Annotated in this window: 7 protein-coding genes; 4 read left to right on the forward strand and 3 right to left on the reverse strand. The window is 61.0% G+C overall.

Annotated elements, in window-relative coordinates; translation table 11 throughout:
* Positions 1 to 17: 17 nt before the first annotated feature.
* Together IAE77_RS10165 and IAE77_RS10170 are read left to right on the forward strand one after the other, a co-directional pair.
* Positions 18 to 7,874 carry a PA14 domain-containing protein gene (locus tag IAE77_RS10165; protein WP_294225636.1) on the forward strand — a complete coding sequence of 2,619 codons (7,857 nt, stop codon included), beginning with the start codon at positions 18 to 20 and terminating at the stop codon, positions 7,872 to 7,874.
* Between the two features lie 84 nt (positions 7,875 to 7,958).
* Positions 7,959 to 10,280, forward strand: a complete 2,322-nt coding sequence (locus IAE77_RS10170; protein WP_294225637.1) for a prolyl oligopeptidase family serine peptidase — start codon at positions 7,959 to 7,961, stop codon at positions 10,278 to 10,280.
* Here IAE77_RS10170 and IAE77_RS10175 read toward each other — a convergent pair.
* Both IAE77_RS10175 and IAE77_RS10180 read right to left on the reverse strand, forming a co-directional pair.
* Positions 10,236 to 13,532 (reverse strand): helicase associated domain-containing protein, encoded by a 3,297-nt coding sequence (locus IAE77_RS10175; protein WP_294225639.1) that lies wholly within the window; start codon positions 13,530 to 13,532, stop codon positions 10,236 to 10,238. The genes IAE77_RS10170 and IAE77_RS10175 overlap by 45 nt on opposite strands.
* A 180-nt stretch (positions 13,533 to 13,712) precedes the next feature.
* Entirely contained in the window at positions 13,713 to 14,474 is a 762-nt protein-coding gene (locus IAE77_RS10180) for an AraC family transcriptional regulator (protein ID WP_294225641.1), read from the reverse strand.
* A 131-nt stretch (positions 14,475 to 14,605) separates the two neighbouring features.
* Here IAE77_RS10180 and IAE77_RS10185 point away from each other — a divergent pair, with 131 nt between their 5' ends.
* Positions 14,606 to 16,333: a zinc-dependent peptidase gene (locus IAE77_RS10185; RefSeq protein ID WP_294225644.1), complete on the forward strand. Its 1,728-nt coding sequence runs from the start codon at positions 14,606 to 14,608 to the stop codon at positions 16,331 to 16,333.
* Positions 16,334 to 16,335: 2 nt separating this feature from the next.
* Positions 16,336 to 17,853, forward strand: a complete 1,518-nt coding sequence (locus tag IAE77_RS10190) for a sulfatase-like hydrolase/transferase (protein ID WP_294225646.1) — start codon at positions 16,336 to 16,338, stop codon at positions 17,851 to 17,853.
* Between the two features lie 380 nt (positions 17,854 to 18,233).
* On the opposite strand, the gene IAE77_RS10195 is transcribed toward IAE77_RS10190, so the two are convergent.
* Positions 18,234 to 19,340 (reverse strand): radical SAM protein, encoded by a 1,107-nt coding sequence (locus IAE77_RS10195; protein ID WP_294225649.1) that lies wholly within the window; start codon positions 19,338 to 19,340, stop codon positions 18,234 to 18,236.
* Between the last annotated feature and the right edge of the window lie 6 nt (positions 19,341 to 19,346).

The raw sequence follows: 19,346 nt of genomic DNA on the forward strand, positions 1-19,346 counted from the left end.
CGACGCTGCATGTCATCATGAGAAGCCACAGCCCGCCTTTCCTCCTGGGCCTCCTCGTTCTAGCCGCTGCCAGTACTCTCGCGGCGCAGGACGTGGTGCCCGGGGTCAACAACATCCTGTGGCCGAACCCGCCGCTGGCTCCGGGTGACCCCGCCACCGCAGGACAATTCTCCAGCTTCAGCAGCATCAGCTCCAGCCCGTCCACAGCGGTGGACTCCCAGGTGCCGTCCAGCGGCAATCTGCGCCTGCGCACGTCGCTGCTCGGCGCGGCCATCGCCGGATCACCGCCGGAGTTTGCCATGGGGGACATCATCGGCACTCCGCTGGCCACGTTTCCGAATGCCAGCAACGTTCTCATCTCCCTCCGCCGCGAACCGGTCCGCAAGACGGAAACGGCCTTCAAATATCGCACGCTGACCGATCCGACGATCCGTGATTTCAATCCGGGCACCGACATCCTCGGTGAACGCTTCTTCTGGAGCCAGCACGCTCGTTTGGGCACGCAGCCGGATCTCTCGGGCAAGTTCGAGGAGCAGACGGAGATCGGCGCTCCGGGCAGCATCGCACGGGACGGCTTTGTCTATGCGTCCCAAGGTGGCAGCAGCCGCATTTACTGGCGCACCACGGCGTCCATCGGCGTGGATGGCGGCAACAATCCGGTTTACGGCCTCGTCGAACGCGTCGTGAACGTCTCCAGCGCCAGTCGGCAGGCCGTGAGGCGCATCTTTTGGACCGAGCACGGCTTCCAGGGCCAGCCCGTGCAGGTGCCGCAAGGTGAGATCCAGCAGGTACGCATCGCCTACAACGACTCAGTGCCCGAGGAGGTGCCTGAAGGGCAGCAGTTTGATGTCGGTGGCGATGTTCCCGTGACCCGCCGCACGCTCTGGCATGACAGCACGCTGAAAACGCTGAACGCATTCAATCGCGAGGGTCGTGTGCTGGTGGAATTCCTCGGCGAGGCACGCGCTGGCGGCACCGGCCTGCGCCGTCAGGTCGGTGTCGAGGTGGTGGACATTGTACAGGAAGCTCTGCCCAGTCCGGTGGAACTGGCTGTGGGTGATCGCCTCTTCCCTCTGCCTCCGGATCAATCCGCCCAGCAGCCCTACCCTCTGCCAGCGGCCGGCGTCGCGCGTGATGCGGTGCAGGCACGCATCGACCATCTGCTCACCCAGTTCGGCCCGCAGCCGATCCTCAGCACGGCGAACCCGCCCTTCACCCGCAGCTTTGCCGTGGGTGACCAGACCGCCTACTACGCCACGCGTGCCACGACTTCCCCGAACGATGTGCAGTTCTGGACCGAACCCGGCGTCGCCGGAGTTCGCTGGCCCAAGTTCCTCAACCGTTACCGCCAGTTCTGGCCCGAAGACCTCGCGGACTATGCTCTGAACGTCCGCCCCTCCGACGCTGGGACATCCGCAGCGACGCCACCGGTGTTCGGCCAGGGAACCACCTTCGAGCTGGTGCATCAGGACAACGGCCGGGCGATCACCACGGATCCCACCGCCTTCGTGGTGGAGCTCGGTTCCGGCTACAACACCAACCGCAGCCTTCTTCTCGTCACCTCCGGGGACAACTTCTGGTTCCTGCGTGTCGAGTCCGTGCTGGACTCGCACATGGCGGTGAATCCGCGTTACAGCAGCTACTTCCGCGAGACGGAACTCGATGCCAGCAGTGCCACGCAGCCGCTGACCGCCTTCGTCGGTCAGCGCATCCATGCGCCTGCGGGCGCAGACAGCACTGCCGGCTATGTGGACCTGGCCTACGGTGACGCGATCGATCCCACCGCTTACCTGGACCCCTTTGCTGAAGGCATTCCTGAAGCGGAGCAAGGCAGCGCCATCATTCCGGTCAATGCCGCGCCGAAAAAGGGCGACAAAGACAATAATCGGCTCGGCATCTGGTGGTTCAAAAAGGTCAATCCGCCCGCGCAGCTCGCAGGACGCATCGCACCGATCTACTGGCCCTCATTTTACTCGCGCTACCAGCTCGCCTGGCCGGTGAATGCACCGCAGATCGTGCTCGCCTCGAACGCGGGCTCCGGTGATCTGCCTGCGGATGCCGCGGGAGGGACGATCTACTTTGAAAACGATCCTTCCCAAGCCGGTTACAACCCGAATGAGGAGCACGCACTCATGATCGCAGGTCGCGCCTACGCCTTGCGTGACGACCTGAACACCGCGCAGACCACTTCCAGCCCCTACGTGCTGGTGCGCTACAATAACGCCGTGGACAAGCGGCCGGACATGCGCGTCTTCCGTGTGCTGCGGGAAAACGAGACCCACACCTTCACCTACAACGCCCGCGCTGGCACGGTGCTGCAGCCGCCCATGCCGCTGGCTGTGATGCCGCCGCCGCTGGATGACGATGGCGACTCCTACAACACCGAAGTCACGCCGGAGAACCTCGACCCTGCGCTCAATGTTCCTGGCAATGCCGCTGCTGACTTCGAACACTACAACCGCTTCACTTATGAAGACCGCAAGGGGCTGAAATGGGTCTATCGCGGCCAGCACAATCCGGACGGCAGCCTGCCAGCCCTGGGCATGAAGTTCTACTACGCCACGCTGGAAGGCTTCGCCTACCCGGACGCCGTCACAGGCGTGGATGAAGCGCCCGAAGCGGGCACCATCACCCCGTTCCTGCATGACGGCGTGAATGGCAGCAAAGTCACCGGCACCGCCATCACCGTCAGTTACCGGCCTTACTGGCCTGATCTCGGCACCCGCCACGGTCTGAAGGGCGAGTATTACAACAACATGAACCTCGAAGGCACGCCGGCGCTCACACGCGTGGACACGACGGTGAACTTCACCTGGGATGGCGTCTCCAGCCCTGATCCACGGGTGAACGCCACGCAGTTCTCCGCACGCTGGACCGGCTACATCCTGGCCCCTCAGACCGGCGACTACACCTTCCACATCTCCACGGACGACGGCACACGGCTGTGGCTCGGCAACACCGACGCCGACCCTCTGACTGACACCTGGAGCAATCCGGCGCCGGCGAGCCATGACACCGACTCCATCCATCTCGAAGCCGGCCAGCGGCTGCCCATCAAGTTTGATGTCTTCAACAACGCCGCAGGCGCTCTCGCACGCCTCGAATGGACCGGCCCGGGCATCGCCAGGCCCGTCATTCCCGCCACCGCGCTGCTGCCTGCGGACGGTGATTTCACCGAGGTGCCGTCCCTCCAGTTCGCCGAGACGCTGGTGAAGCCAAAGGCGGGCCTGCCCGGGCTCGACGGAGCCACCAGCGCCCGCATTTTGTATCAGCAGTCCGTCGCCAAAGACGTCACGGCCGGGAAGGAAAGCGCCGTGCTGCATGATCCCACCCGCAGCAAGATCTATCCGCTCGGCGGAGCTCTGGCCGCGATCCCATCAAGCATTCCCGTGGATGCCTCCGGCAGCCGTGTCTATTTCCAAGGCCTGCCTGCGCATCTGCAGGAGCGTTTCTTCATGGATCCCGCCCTGGGACCTGGCAACCCGCCCGTCGGGGCGCTCGTCCTGCAAGGCCAGTTTGTGGATGAAACCGTCGGCGAGGACTACCTCCTGCTCAATGTGCTCACGTCTGCGGAGATCGCGCTGATCAAGGACCTCGTCTCCAACACCGATCCTGACGCCTCCCGATGGCGCGCTGCGGTGGATGCGCTCACCACCACGCTGGAAACCTACGTGGACGATGGATCGGGCAGCTACAGCCCCGACGAGAACAAGAACAAGGTCTTCGGTCCCGGCCAGCTCGTGCGCGTGACACATTCAAACCAGGCCGTGGACTCCTACGCGCTCACCGCCGTCGGCGGTGGTGATGGCTATGTCACGCTCATCCTTGGAGACGGCGATGCCTTCACCGATGTCAGCGAACCCGTGCAGATGCACATCCTGAAGGTCGGCCCCAGCCTCTATCGCGGCCAGGTGAAGCCGATCGCCTCTGAGAATCCGCTCGCGGAGGATCTGACACTCCAGCACACGGGTGATTTCGCCGCGCAGGAGAACCTGTTCGAGTTCGAGTGGTATTATGCGCCGCCGGTGAACGGCCAGCCGCCAGCGAACCGCCCCGGCGAACCCGGCCCCACCTGGCTCTCGCAGGACGAATACGACGGCCCGCGTGTGATGCTCGGTGCCAGCCAGCCGCTGCTCGCGCTCACGGACAACTATTTCGTGATGCGTCACCGCCCTGTCGAAGGCCACGCACTGCGTCCTGTCGGCTCGAATTGGGCGGACGACGAAGGCTGGAGCCAGTGGACTGAACCCGCCCTGGCGGAAGGCTGGATCAAACGCGTCCTCGCGGGCATCAATCCTTTCAACCAGCGCATCACCGACTTCCTCAACAACACCGTCAACACCGACGTCAGCCTGCTCACCCAGGCCGGTGGACGCTGGGAGGGCGATGTGCCGCTCACGCTGGATGCCGCGCAGAACGAGGGCCTCATCGCCATCTATGAGACCGTGCTCCGCCGCGGCATGTCCTTCACCATCGAAGGCACGCCGGGCTTCAACTATGGCCCCGCCAATGACGCGCTGCTGCTCGCCGCAGGCTACTTGAACGATCTCTACATGGCCCTCGGCAATGAAGCCTACGCTGACGCTGCCAATCCGCTCATCTCGCTCGATGTGGACCCGCAGCGCCTCGTCCAGGAACAGTCGCTGCCCGCCTCCATCGGCACCAGCATTCAGACCACCGCCACCGCACGCTTCGCCTTCGAAGGCCAGACGCCGACGCTGCTGGATGAGGAGCTGACCCTCCTGCGTGGCCGTGATGACTTCCTCGTCCCGAGCGTGCGCACCGCCCCCTTCTACAACCGCTTCATCTGGAACTACACCCGTGGCATCAATGCCGGAGAGGTCATCTACGCGGTGAACTACAACATCCAGGAGAAGGCCGGCCTCGGCGCTGATGGCAAGATCGATGCCTCCGACGCCGCCCGCCAGTATCCCCAGGGTCATGGCGACGCCTACGGGCACTACCTCACCGCCTTGAAAAACTACTACCGCCTGCTGGCGAATGAGAACTTCACCTGGACGCCCCGGGTCGAGGCTGTGAACATCCTCGGCGTCCCGGTGACAGTGGATTACCAGGATGAGCGGAAGCTCGCCATCGCGGCCGTTTCTCTCGGACGCACCGCCAGCCGTCTGCTCGATCTCGAGCGCCGCAAGCTGCCGCTGGGTGCCGGTTCCGGCTGGAGCGCGATGCGTGAGTCCCAAACCAATGTCACCACCGGCGTCAGTCGTGCCTGGGGCATGGAGCAGTGGGCCTCCCGCGCCGGCCAGGGCAATCTGCTGCACTGGGCTGCCGCCAACGCCGTCCTGCCTGAGACGGACGACGCCAACACCGGTCTGCAAAAGATTGATCGAACGACGGTCACCGAACTCGAGGAACTCGCCACGCTCGGCGAGGAGATCCAGACGCAGCTCGATGGCGCGAACCGCAAGACCAACGCGCTGAATCTCAGCGATGGCAGCCTGCTCTTTGACCTCTCGCCCTCCAGCCTCACCTCCGGCCAGAGCCACTTTGATCAGATCCTCGCCCGAGCCAAAGCCGCGCTCGCAAACGCCGCCACCGCCCATGAGCGAACGGTGCATCAGAACGCCCTGCTGCGCTCCGTGGAAAACCAGGCCGCCGACTACAGCTACACCGTGGACCGCCAGGAATGGGCCTTCATCAACAAGCTCTACGACATCTACGGCATGCCCTACCCCGGCGACGTCGGCCCCGGCAAGACCTACCCGCAGGGCTACGCCGACCCCGACTACTTCCGCTACATGTTCATCAACCGTCCCTACGTTTACAACCAGCAGCAGCTCTTCGGTGTGAACCAGGAGAACAACTTCACCCGCACCTTCAAGCTGCCGGTGCGTTGGAGTACGTTTGAATCCCTGGTGGCAGGATTTGACGGCTCCACCGGTTCCGCCAACAAGATCATGGAGGCTGATGCTGCGACCTACAGTGTCTCCAACAATGTGGCTGAACTGAGCTACACGATGAATCTCAACGATGGCCCCTATCAGGTAGCGACCGCCAGCATGGGCGTGCGTCCCTTCATCGGAAGCATCCAACGTGCCCTCGCAGAGACCATGCAGGCGCGTGAGAACCTGGCCTGGCAGTTGAGGCAATTGGAACAGCAACGCACACTCTTCAGCAGAAAGCTGGACCGCTTCGCTGAAGGCATTGATGCCATTAACAAGATCACGGAAAACAATCGTTCACTCGCCAAGTCACGTCTGGCTTTGGACAAGGCCATTGGTGCCTGGAACCTGTTTGAAACGATCACGGACAGTCTCAAAAAGACCTTCGAGGATACCTACCGGACCGCCAAAGAAGCACTGCCTACCCATGTCGGCCTGTCTTTTGACGCCTCGTCACCAGCTCGTGCCATTCTATCCACCACAGCCATGCTCGCCACCCGCGCCACCGACGTGAAACGCATCGCCTCGCAGTCCATCATCTATGGGGCCGAACTCGCTCAAAGCGTCGCTGAACTCAAGGTCCGAATCATCAATGAAGACCTCGACTACGACGGTGCTGTGCGAAACGCGGTGGCGGATCTTGAAGCCAGCTACCTGGAGCTGTTTTCCACCATGCGGGACGTGGATCTCACCGTGCAGGCGCTCGATGCCGGCCTGGCCTCCTACCAGAACGAGCTCGTCAATGGTGCCACCATCCTGGCGGAGCGTGAAACCTTCCGCAAACGCGCCGCCGCCGTCATCCAGGGCGCACGCACGCGTGATGTCGCCTTCCGCGCCTTCCGCACCGAGTCGCTGGAACAATACAAGATCCTCTTCGACCAGGCGGCACGCTACGTCTTCCTCGCCGCCAAAGCCTACGACTATGAAACCGGCCAGCTCGACACCACCTCCGGCAGCGACTTCCTGAAGGGCATCCTTGCCACACGGGCGCTCGGTCTGGTCGGGACCGGTGGCGAGCCCCAGTTCGGCGGCTCCGGCAGCGGTGACCCCGGACTCTCCAGCTACCTCGCCAAGCTCCAGGCGGACTGGAATGTCGCCAAAGGTCGTCTCGGCATCAACAACCCGGACACCTACGGCACGGTCTTCAGCCTGCGTCGTGAGCTCTTCAATCTGCCCTACCTCGAAGACGGCAGCGCCGAGGATCACACCGCCTGGCAGGACCGTCTGCGCTCCTGCCTGGTCAAAGATTTGCGCACGGATCCCGTCATCGCCGCGCATGCTCTCCCCACCTCCAATCCCACCGGCCTCGCCCAGCCAGGCTTTGTCATTGATTTCTCCTCCGCCATCGAGAGCGGCCTGAACTTCTTCGGCAATCCGCTCGCCGCAGGTGACAGCGCCTACTCCAGCGCCAGCTTCAGCACCAAGATCAACAGCGTCGGCATCGTGTTCCAGGGCTATCTCGGCATGAATCCAAGTGTGAGCGGCAACACCGGCATCCCGGCAGCACCCACACACAGCTCGCCGGACGCCCTCTCTGCCACGCCGTATGTCTATCTGATCCCCGGTGGTGCAGACAGCTTCCGCACACCGCCGCTCAATGGCATCCCCGCACGCACCCGCGAATGGAACGTGCTCGATCATGCCATGCCCCTGCCCTACGACATCGGCAGCAGCGGCTTCGGCCAGAACACCCAGTGGACCGCCGCCACCTCGCTGTCCGAGACCTACTTCCTGCCGCGCAAGCACCAGCCCTTCCGCGCCAGCGACAATGCAGGCCTCTTCTTCACTCCAGGCCTCCAGGACTACACCAACCGCCGTCTCATCGGCCGCAGCGTCTGGAACACCCGCTGGAAGCTCGTCATCCCCGCCCAGACCCTCCTCGCCAATCCACAGGACGGCATCGAGCGCTTCATCCGCAGCGTCAAAGACATCAAGCTCTTCCTCAAGACCTACTCCCACGCAGGAAACTGACCCCCTTTGACCGAAATCCCCGGCTGCAGGCCGAAACCTGCCAAGAAACAGTGCCCGCACGGAGTTCGATCATGGATCGACTCCATGAATGTCCCCGTCATCCACGCGCTTCTGGCCGCGCAACTCCTGATCGGCACCGCCTGGAGCGCCGATGACCTGCCGAAGCGCACCGAAAACAAAGTCTTCCGGGACCGTGTGAAGCCCAACTGGCTCCCGGATGGGAGTTCCTTTTGGTATCGCGTGCAAACCGGGCCGGGCAGCCACGAGTTCGTCTCCATCGATGCCGCCACCGGCAAGCGCAAGGTCGCCCCAACGCTCAAGGACCTCGGTCTTCCCGAACAGGAGGCCGTGACGACCTCCAAGTCCAAGATCCAGCTCCGCAAAACCACCCGCACCGGCGGGGAATCAGGCTTCAAATTCATCAATCAGTTCGATGAAGACGTCGATCTCTTCTGGATCAACCAGCAAGGCGAGCACGTGAGCTACGGGCGCATCCGTGCTGGCAGCGAGCGTGAACAGCACACCTTTGAAGGCCACATCTGGCTCATCACCAGCCGCACGGGCGAACACCTCGCCGTCATCGAGGCAGCGGCGGCCATTCAGACCCTCATCATCGACGGCAAGGGCCTGTCGCCAGCACCAGCACAGCCAAAGAAGACGGATCGCGGCGTGAAATCCCCCGACGGCACATGGTCCGTCATGTATGAGAAGGAGTTCATTCTCCTGCACCACGAGAAGACCCACAAACTCGTGCGGATGAAGGTCGAGCCTGCGGCCCGGATGCCCTTCCGCGACAAAGCCATCTGGTCGCCGGACTCCAGCACCTTTGTCCTCAACTGCGCTCCGCCCCTTCCCGTCCGCAAAGTGGGCTTCATCGAATCCACGCCCAAAGACCAGCTCCAGCCCCGGCTGCGCGAGTTTCAATACCCCAAACCCGGAGATCCGCTGCCCAAACCCTTCCCGGTGATCTTTCGCATCAGCGAAACTGGCTGCGAATGGACCCGCGTGAAGTCGGACCTCTACCCCACGCCGTTTCTCAACGCCGAATTCTTCCAGCTCACCTGGTCGCCGGACAGCAGCGAATTCTACTTCGACTACAACCAGCGCGGCCACCAGCTCTACCGCGTCCTCGCCGTGAACGCGAAGACCGGCTCCGTGCGCGTGATCGTCGAGGAAACGTCGGAGACCTTCATCGACTACACCAAGAAGACCTGGCGCCACTGGCTGCACGACACCCACGAACTCCTCTGGATGAGCGAACGTGACGGCTGGTGCCATCTTTGGCTCTACGATGGGAAAAAAGGCGTGATGAAGCATCAAATCACCCAAGGCGCGTGGCCGGTGCGCGAGGTTCTGCATGTCGATGAGACCGGCAAGCAAATCTGGTTCCTCGCAAGCGGCCTGCGGGAGAAGGAAGACCCGTATCACACGCATCTCTGCCGCGTGAACTTCGATGGCAGCGGCTTTCAGCGGCTGACCGAAGGCGATGGCAATCACCAGGTCGACTTCTCCCCGAAGCGTGACTTCTTCATCGACACCTGGTCGCGGGCCGATCATCCGCCCGTCACCGAGCTCCACCGCAGCCACGATGGCAGTCTCGTCTGCGAGTTGGAGAAAGCGGATGCCTCCGCCCTGCTCGCCACAGGCTGGACCATGCCCGAACGCTTCATCGCCAAGGGTCGCGATGGCAAAACGGACATCCACGGAGTGATCGTGAAGCCTTCAAACTTCGATCCGGCGAAAAAGTATCCCGTCGTCGAAAACATCTATGCCGGTCCGCATGGTTCATTTGCGCCGAAGGAGTTCAGTCGCCTGCTCGGACATCACACAATCGCGGAACTCGGCTTCATCGTCGTGCAAATGGACGGAATGGGCACGAATCATCGCGGCAAGGCTTTCCATGATGTGTGCTGGAAGAACCTCAAAGACGCCGGATTCCCAGATCGGAAACTGTGGATCAAAGAAGCAGCCAAAACACGCCCGTGGATGGATCTCAGCCGCGTGGGCATCTACGGCGGCAGCGCCGGCGGTCAAAACGCGATGCGCGCCCTGCTCGACCATCACGACTTCTACAAAGTCGCCGTCGCTGACTGCGGCTGTCATGACAACCGCATGGACAAGATCTGGTGGAACGAGCAGTGGATGGGCTGGCCGGTGGATGAGTCGTATGTGAAAAGCTCGAACAAAGAGGACGCGCACAAGCTGCAAGGTCACCTGCTCCTTATCGTCGGCGAACTCGACACCAACGTCGATCCCGCGAGCACGACGCAAGTCGTCGCGGCCCTGCAAAAGGCCGGGAAGAGCTTCGACTTCATGCCCATCGCCGGCACAGGCCATGGCGCGGCGGAAACGCCTTACGGCTCACGTTTGCGCATGGAGTTTCTGGTGCGGCATTTGAAGCCGTGACTTTTCGGGAGGCCTCTCCGCAAAGATGAGTCCGGCACGCGTCAGCTTGCTTGCCTTCACGGCGCTGAGCTTGCCCAGGCGATGAAGATTGCGCTGTGTTTGCTCCCACTTGGCCAGATCATCGTCTGCTTCGCCGATAGCAGTCAGATGACGTGTGCGACGGCGCTGCGTGGCGGCTTCCCAGCGCCTGAACTGCCGCTCCCACCAGCCTTCTTTGCCATTCCAACTGAAGCCGATGGATTCAAGCCGCTTGATTTGGTCCGCGCTGAGCTTGCCTTGATGGTAATACATCCGCTGAGTTTTTGCCCAGATGTCGAGACTATGATGGCTTTTGTCCGCCTTCGAGACATGTGGATGCCCGTGCTGGCGGCGGAAGGCCACGAGTTCGTCAAAACGCTGGTCCCAGGATCGCAACAAACCAGCCTGATACTCTGCTTTCCCCCACTTGAGGCCGATGGATTCGAGCTTCTGCACTCTATCTGCCTGGAGTGTTCCCCGGCGGTGCTTCATCCTCTGGGAAGCTACCCAGGCAGCAAGAGCGTGGTGGTCTGGGTCCGTGGAGCGCACATTGGCATGACCATGGGCTCGATGAAACTCCAGCAACTTCGCGAAATTTTCTCCCCAGGTAATGGCCAGTATGGGGGCGTTGTTTCGTTCCCCTCTCCAGAGGAAGCCGAGGGACTCCAGCTCCCGGATGCGACTTTCGCTGAGCTGGCCTTTTCTGATGCGTGTGTTGGAGACCCAGTTGCCCAGCAATCGATTGGGTGGATACTTGGTGGGCACATTGGCGTGGCCGTGCCGGGCATGAAACTCACGCAGCTCAGCCATGCGCTCGTCAGAACTGCGGCTGGTTGATTGATGCCGCGCTCTGGTCCCATTGGCGGGATTCCAGTCCACGCCGATCTCATCCATCTTCTGAAAGCGATCCTGCGGCAGGCGGCCCTCGCGATGTAACGCCCGCTGGCGAACGAGCCAGCCCCCCAGCTTCATGTCTGGACCCCGGTGATGTAGCACGCGGGTGTGACCGTGCTGCTCCTTGAAGACGGCAAGGTTTCGCAGGTGATCTTCCCAGTTTAGGGAGCAGCCGCCTTGAGCTCCGGAGCGGCCAGATTGCCCAGGCTCCCACGGAAAGCCGAGCTTATCCAATTTCTCTCGATGTGCTGAGGACAGGCTGCCCTGGCGGTGATAAACTCGCTGCGCCACAACCCAGTGTCGGAGCTTCTTGAACTCCTCCTTGTTCTTTGGCACGCGGAAGTGTCCGTGAGCGCTCACAAAGCCCGCAAGTTCCTCGAATCGCAGCTCCCAGATGCTCGGCGACCGCTCTCTTGGAACCAGAGGTGAAACAGGTCGCAGATTCGGCGTCTGCCAGGAGAATCCCAGCGCCTCCAAACGGGCGATTTGGTCTGCTTCCAAGCTAGCTTCGGCATGCTTCGCACGCTGCTCCAAAACCCACTTGCGTAGGAGACGGTCTGGGTGCCCGGGGACATTTGCATGACCGTTAAGACGATGAAACTCCACCAGTCGGGCATAGCGTTGCTCCCATTGGGGCCGGGGGTCTTGAGGGACAGCCGGCCTCGCCTGAAACGGTGACAGCGATTGGTACTCACGCCATTCCGTGCCTAGCGCATCCAGGCGGGAAAGCCGTTCAGGGAGGAGGCCACCCACGCCAGAACCCTTGCGAAACTTGCTCCGCTGTTTTTGCAGCCACTGTCCCAGAGCAGGATTTCCCCGCCAGTTTTTCGACACTCGGGTGTGTCCCTGAGCTTCTTTGAAGGCCGCCAACTGCGCAAACTTGCTCTCCCACTGAGACTCTTGATGCTCAACCAGCGCAACTGTGTGCAATCCCGGCGGATCCCACTCAAAGCCGAGGGCATCGAGTTTCGCCTTCTGCTCCGGCTTCATGGCCCCGTTCCGCAGGCGGATACGCTGATTGTCACGCCAATGGGAGAGGCCAGGAGACAACTCGTTGGTCTTGGTGACGCGCAGGTGGCTGTGTTTTTGCTGGAAGGCCACCAGCTCCGCGAAGCGTCCTTCCCAGCCGTCGGCAAAGTGCAGTTTGTCCGACTGCCAGACAAAGCCAATCTCCTCCAGCCGCTGCCGACGCTCCGGCAGCAACGTGTTCTTTCGATGATGATAGCGCTGACGCTGCACCCATTTCCCCAACAGGGCATCGGATTTCTTGCTCTGCGGCACCTGGCAGTGGCCGTGTGCCTCACGAAAAGCCAGCAGCTTCGTGAACATGCTCTCCCACAGCGCCACATTGTGTTCCTCCATGGAGGGGCTGAGTCGTTCAGGGTTTTCCCACTCAAAACCGAGGGCATCGAGCCTCGCCTTCTGCTCCGGTGGCATCACACCACTGCGAAAGCGGATGCGCTGATTGTCCCGCCAGTGCATCAAACCTGCGGATAGCTGGTTCTTCTTGGTGATACGCAGATGCCCGTGTTTCTCCTTGAAAGCCACCAGCTCTGAAAATCTCGTCCCCCAGCCGCCAACGAAGTGCAGCTTGTCCGACTTCCACGCGAAGCCGATCTCCTCCAGACGACGCTGCCGCTCAGGCAAGAGTTTGTTTTTGCTGTGGTGGTTTCGCTGTGCCCGCACCCATGCAGCCAGTGTCGCATCGTATTTTCGAGACTTGGGCACCTGGCAGTGACCATGCTCCTCACGAAAAACCAGCAGCTTTGCAAACATGCTCTCCCATAGCTCCACGTTATGCTTCTCCATTGCCGGGCTGATTCGCTTCGGCGGTTCCCATTCAAAGCCGATCGAGTCGAGTTTCGTCTTCTGCTCCGTTGTCAGGACTCCTGACTCGAACCGGATGCGCTGATTGTCCCGCCAGTGCACGAGGCCGGGAGACAATTGATTCTTCAGCGTGATCCGGAGGTGCCCGTGCTTCCTCTGGAAAGCCACGATCTCGACGAATCTCGCCTCCCAGCGGTCTTCATTGTGGTTCTTGCGGGCAGGTTGGTCATCTATGGCGTCCCACTTCATGCCGAGCGCCTCCAGCTCCTTCTGCTTTCCCTGTGGAAGCCGCCCTTTTCGAAAAAGCTCCACTTGTTGCTCAAGCCAGCCACTCAGCTTGGGATGCCTGCGATCACGACTGGGAACATGGCAATGCCCATGCTGAATGCTGTAGCAGACCAGTTGGTGAAGCATGGCCTCCCATTCAGCATCGCACGCCACCTCCGCCAGTGCGCTGTCGGGCAAAGATCCAGTTTCCGGGACAGATTCATGAACTGAGAATCCACTGCTCATGAGAATGGATGCTGGCAAACTTTCTTTTGGCAGACAAGCAAAAGGTTATGCTGTGAGACGATGACCGTGATGCAGGAATCCTACCAGCGCATAGCACTGGCCGTCTTGTCGCGAACTCCACCGCGCCCGCCTCCACTAACTGGCAGACCCGCCTGAAGGTTTGGGCCGTGATGAAGCTTGTCACCCCAACTGCTTCGCTCTTCGATACTCGCTCGGCGAGTAGCTCGTCACTGCACGAAAGGCTCGCGTGAAGGCGCTGTGATCCGCAAAACCGCAGTTCAAGGCGATCTCGGCAATGGAAGCATCGCTTTCCAGCAGCAACCGCGAGCCGGCGGTGATGCGTGTTTTGGTGATGAGCTGCATCGGGCTGATGCCGTGGATGCGTTTGATGACGCGGGCGAAGCGGGCGGCGCTCATGCCAGCTTTTCTGGCGAGTGAGGATGGGCTCACGGCTTCATCAAACGAGCGCTCGAGATGCCGCAGGGCCAGCGCGACGGCAGGAGGCACTTCTTCGCGGTTCACGAGGGCGGTGAGGTCTTTCGAGATGCCGATGAGGCCGGTCACGCGACCGGTTTCATCGCGGATGGGTAGTTTGCTCGTGAGTCCCCACACGGGGACATGCGGGCGACGCCAGAACAGTTCTAGACGCTCGATGATCGGCTTGCCGGTGCGCAGGACATGCGCGTCTTGCTCGGTCGGAATGCGGCCGAAGTCGCCGGGACACACGTCGCAGGGCCGTTTGCCGATCATCTGCGATTTGTCGGACAAACCATGCCGTTCCACGAGTGACTGATTCACGACCAAATAACGCCCCGAGGCGTCTTTGATGAAAAAAGCCGTGTCGTGCATCAAATCGGCCACCTGCTCGACGAATCGAGCATCCATCATCAAAGCCCCTTTCGGCGAAAGGAGGCCCGGAAGCGCTGAGAAGGCCGGTTTCATGAAAAAGTCGGGGCGCATCATTGAGCAACAAGGTCCGGCCTTCCAGTGCGTTTCGCGTTTGTGCGGCTTTTCACGTCGCGGCGGGCTGTCGCGGTCAAGACAGCGCGTGTTTCCATCCTCACATTTGGCTTATGTCCCGTCTTCTCCTTGTTTGCCTGTTTCTTCTGACGCCGCTGCACGCCGCGCTGGACCGGCCGAAGCTCCAGATCATCAACGGCAGCTCGCAGGTCGTGGACGTGTTTTGGATCAATGACAAAGGAGAGCGCGTGCCGAATGGCAGCGTGCAGCCGGGCAAGGACACAATAATAAGCACCTCGCTCGGGCATCGCTTTGCCATGGTGGGTCGCGACGACAAAAAAGAGAGCCTCGTGACGGCCGAGGTGCGCGTGCAGGCCTTTCGCGTGGGCGGTGTGCCGTCGTTTTACACGCAGCAGGCCAGCGCGGGTGGCTTTCCGGTCGTTGCGTCGGGCAAAGTGAGTCCGTATGCGCTCAAGGAGGCCGTTTACATCATCGACATGATGCTGTCGAAGCGACCCGACGTGCGCGAGGCGATGGTGAAAAGCGGCGCGCGACTCAGCATCCTCGCGCACAACGAGTTCACCTGCGATCAACCGGAGTGGGCCTGGCTCGCGGAGGAAAAGGAGGAAGGCTTTGAGAATCTCAGCGCCCGTGATTTTCGCGATGCACGAGCCCGCGGCATGGGCGGCAGCCTCACCGATCCCTACTGTTCCTGCGCGGAGGAAAACCTGCTCGCCTACGAAGGCGATCCCTACAGCACGGAAAACATCCTCATCCACGAGCTGGCGCACAACATCCACCTGCGCGGCATGATCAATGTGGACGCCACTTTTGATTCACGCGTGAAGGCCAGCTACGACGCCGCGATGAAGGCGGGCCTGTGGAAAGGCAAATACGCCAGTGTGAACCATCACGAATACTTCGCCGAGGGCGTGCAGAGCTGGTTCGACAACAACCGCGAGCCCGATCACGACCACAACCACGTCAACACCCGCGCCGAGCTGCTCGACTACGATCCCGGTCTCGCCGCGCTGTGTCGCGAGGTCTTCGGCGACACCGTTCTCAAATACACCAAGCCTCAAACCCGCCTCACCGGCCACCTCGAAGGCTACGATCCGAAGACAGCGCCGAAGTTCGTCTGGCCGGAACGCCTCGCGAAAGTCAAAGAACTCATCCGCGCCAAAGCCCGCGCGAGATCCGATGCCGCCAACAAAGCTCATGAAACAAAAAACCTCGTCGGCTGGACACTGCACATCAGCCCGAAGATCGACGCCGCCGCGCTGAACAAAGCCCTGCCACTGCTTCAGGCCCAGTTGGAAGAGATCGTGCGCGTCGTGCCTGCCAAAGCCGTCGTCGAGCTGCAAAAAGTGCCGCTGTGGATCAATCCCGAGTATCCAAAGGCCCCGCCACGCGCCGAATACCATCCCGGTGCCGGCTGGTTGAAGGACAACGGCCGCGATCCCGCGATGGCGAAAGGCATCGAGTTCACCAACGTGCGCATTTTCGAGGCCGAAACCCGCCGCATGCCCAACTTTGCCCTCCACGAGCTGGCGCACGCGTTTCACGATCGCGTCCTCGGCTTCGAGCATCCGCAAATCGAGGCCGCGTATCAAAAAGCGAAGGCTGCGGGCCTCTACGACCGCGTGCAGCGTCAAGACAGCGAAGGCCGCAAGCGCCTTGACCGCGCCTACGCGATGACCAACGCCAAAGAATACTTCGCCGAATGCTCCGAGGCCTTCTTCACGAAAAACGACTTCTTTCCCTTCACGAAAGAAGAGCTCCAAAAACACGACCCCGAGATGTTTGCGCTGCTAACGCAGCTCTGGGGAACCTCAAAATGACCATGAGACTCTTCCTTCTGCTTCTTTCGGCATTCGCCATTCCTCATTCATCATTTTCGGCGCAGCCGAACATCCTCGTCATTCTCGCCGATGACCTCGGCTACGGCGATGTGCGTTGCTACAACGCCGAGGCGAAGGTCCCGACGCCGAACATCGACAAGCTCGCGGGCGAGGGCATGCGCTTCACGGATGCGCACAGTCCGGCCACGGTTTGCACGCCGTCGCGCTACAGCCTCATGACGGGACAGATGGCCTTTCGCGTGCCGGGCGGCGGCACGGTGTTTCAGGGCACGGGCGGGCCATCGTTGATCGCACCGGGAAAGCTCACGCTGCCGGGGATGTTGAAGAAGCAGGGCTACGCCACCGCCGCGGTCGGCAAATGGCACATCGGGCTCACGTTTCGCGATCAGGCCGGTGAGGCGATCCACTCCGGCGAACGCGCCGCCGTGCAGCGCATCGATTACTCGCGCCGCATCGAGGGCGGACCGCTCGATCATGGTTTTGACCAGTTTTTCGGCACTGCCTGCTGCCCCACCACCGAGTGGCTTTACGCCTTCATCGACGGCGATCGCATCCCCGTGCCGCCCACCGGTCCCATCGACAAATCGAAGCTCCCAAAGCATCCGTATGCGAATGATTGCCGCGCCGGCTTCATCGCACCCGACTTCCCGATGGAGGAGGTGGATCTCGTTTTCTTGAAGAAGAGCCGCGAGTTCATCGCGCAGCACGCACGCACTTCGCCAAAGCAGCCTTTCTTCCTCTACCATGCCACACAGGCCGTGCATTTGCCGTCCTTCGCCGCGCCGGATTTCCAAGGGAAATCGAAAGCCGGGCCGCATGGCGACTTCATCGCCGAGTTCGACCACATCGTCGGCGAATTGATGCGCGAACTCGAAACGCACGGCCTCGCCGACAACACGCTCGTTTTACTCAGCAGCGACAACGGCCCCGAAGTCGCGAGCGTCGTCCACATGCGTGCCGATCACGCCCACGATGGTGCCAAACCGTGGCGCGGCATCAAACGCGATGCCTGGGAAGGCGGCCACCGCGTGCCTTTCATCGTGCGCTGGCCCGGAAAGGTCAAAGCGGGCACCACCAGCGATCAAACCCTCTGCCTCACCGACATTCTCGCCACCGTCGCAGCCATCACCGGCACCGAATTGCCCCACGATGCCGCCGAAGACAGCTTCAACCTGCTCCCCGCCCTCGAAGGCACCGCCACCGCTCCCATCCGGCCGTATCTGCTCACCCAAGCCTTTGCCGGTCAGCGCACCCTTTCGATTCGTCGCGGTAATTGGAAATACATCGCCCACCGCGGCTCCGGCGGAAACAACTACGACAGAGGCGAACTGAAGCCCTACGCCCTACCCGACACCGATCCCGAAGCCCCCGCTCAACTCTACGACCTCGCCACCGATCCCGGCGAGACGACGAATCTTTACTCCAAGAAGCCGGAGATCGTGAAGGAGCTTCAGGCGTTACTCGAACAATCGAAAACCACCGGTCGCAGCCGGTCCTAGGCACCGGTTGCGAATGTGGTGCAGCCGTCCCGGCTGCCTCCGTCCGCTCCGAATCGGCCATAAATGGACTGAATTAGACTGGAAAATGGACATTCGGCCTTCGCTCTGCTCACCAGCGCCATGCTGAGCACTCTGCTGGAGGCACATGGGTCTGGTGTTTCTTACGAGGAGGCGGTAGCCGCCAATTCTGCAACAGGCTGTTGTAGAATCGCGTAACCAAAATGGCCACAGCTTGTGGCCAAATTGAAGGGCTTGTCACTCAAAGAGCAATTCTGCGACAGGCCGTCGCAGAACTTAAAGGCAAGACGGTAACCAAACGAGCCCCTTTAGATTCTGCCACAGCTTGTGGCAGAATTGTCCGGAATCATCATAGACGATGCTTATTCGGGCCACTCACTAATCCGCTGCCATGCTCGCTGTAGTCCGATCTGATAAGCATCACGGTTCGGTTGCCTTGCGAGCACGTTTGCAGTTCCCAAGGCTTTGTCAGGCCAAGAATGAAGGCGCTTTGCCAGTCCAATTTCTTTGGCGGCTTGCTTCATAGCTCCTAGTGCGCCAATCGCATAGTCCTGCCAAGCTTCGCGAGTCGCGAACACTTCGGACCGAAGCTTGATCCCGAGGCTTCGAGCATGAGATGCGATGCGCATTACATTGTCTGCCCGAATATTGATTGGCTCATGAAAAATCGTGATCGGATCGACTTCGCGAATGGCTTCAAGCGTGTTACGAAAGTCGTTCACATCACATTCAGGGTAGGTGGGGGCTATTGCGACATAGACATTCAATCCTGAGGCTTTCGCGGCAGCCAGAGTCTCGAGCCGCTTCGACGGTGCCGGAGCATGTGGTTCGTAGATGCGGGCCAGATCGTTGCGCATAGTCGGGAGGCTCATGCCAAACAAGAGGCGGCTTCCGAATGACTTGAAGAGATCAAAGTCTTGCTTCGCGAGAGGACTCCGCGTGAGTATCCGAACGCGAAGGCTTGAATGATCCCTGATCAGTTCAAGTGACCGAGTGATCAGATAGCGAGCAGCAGCCATGAGCTGACGCTGCCTGATTGGATTAGGATGGCGAATCGTCTGATATGGATCGGTGGTTGAGCAATACATGATTGCCCGGTTCCCGTCTGGATTGAGCTGACTCTTTGGCGTTTCTTCCGCCGCCCTGAGCGAGGAAAGGAACTTCTTTTCGTCCCACCGACGTAAAAGAACGTATTCGCCCCATTGAGCGTCTGGATCCTCGATTCCGTGCCGTTCAAGGAGGGCACCCATTTTGATTGTCGCCGCACTGGGCACATAGCAGAACCGGCATGCATGCGAGCAACCAATCGCGATGTTGAATGACCAGTTGGAGAGGCTTTTGTGGATGAAATTGTTGGGTTGAATCGTCGCTGGCACGTCCCAAAAGTCCACCGGCTCCCGTTCGGGAGACGGAAACAGGTCGTGATTTATGACCTTGATGGGATTCCGGGCTGTCAAAGTAGCTGGCATGGAGAG

This window comes from Prosthecobacter sp. (assembly GCF_014879935.1).
Lineage (GTDB): Bacteria > Verrucomicrobiota > Verrucomicrobiia > Verrucomicrobiales > Verrucomicrobiaceae > Prosthecobacter.

What these genes read in the sequence shown, in the direction of transcription:
- IAE77_RS10165 (WP_294225636.1), top strand. Translation starts at nt 18, where the DNA reads ATGAGAAGCCACAGCCCGCCTTTCCTCCTGGGCCTCCTCGTTCTAGCC.
- IAE77_RS10170 (WP_294225637.1), top strand. Translation starts at nt 7,959, where the DNA reads ATGAATGTCCCCGTCATCCACGCGCTTCTGGCCGCGCAACTCCTGATC.
- IAE77_RS10175 (WP_294225639.1), bottom strand. Translation starts at nt 13,532, where the DNA reads ATGAGCAGTGGATTCTCAGTTCATGAATCTGTCCCGGAAACTGGATCT.
- IAE77_RS10180 (WP_294225641.1), bottom strand. Translation starts at nt 14,474, where the DNA reads ATGAAACCGGCCTTCTCAGCGCTTCCGGGCCTCCTTTCGCCGAAAGGG.
- IAE77_RS10185 (WP_294225644.1), top strand. Translation starts at nt 14,606, where the DNA reads ATGTCCCGTCTTCTCCTTGTTTGCCTGTTTCTTCTGACGCCGCTGCAC.
- IAE77_RS10190 (WP_294225646.1), top strand. Translation starts at nt 16,336, where the DNA reads ATGAGACTCTTCCTTCTGCTTCTTTCGGCATTCGCCATTCCTCATTCA.
- IAE77_RS10195 (WP_294225649.1), bottom strand. Translation starts at nt 19,340, where the DNA reads ATGCCAGCTACTTTGACAGCCCGGAATCCCATCAAGGTCATAAATCAC.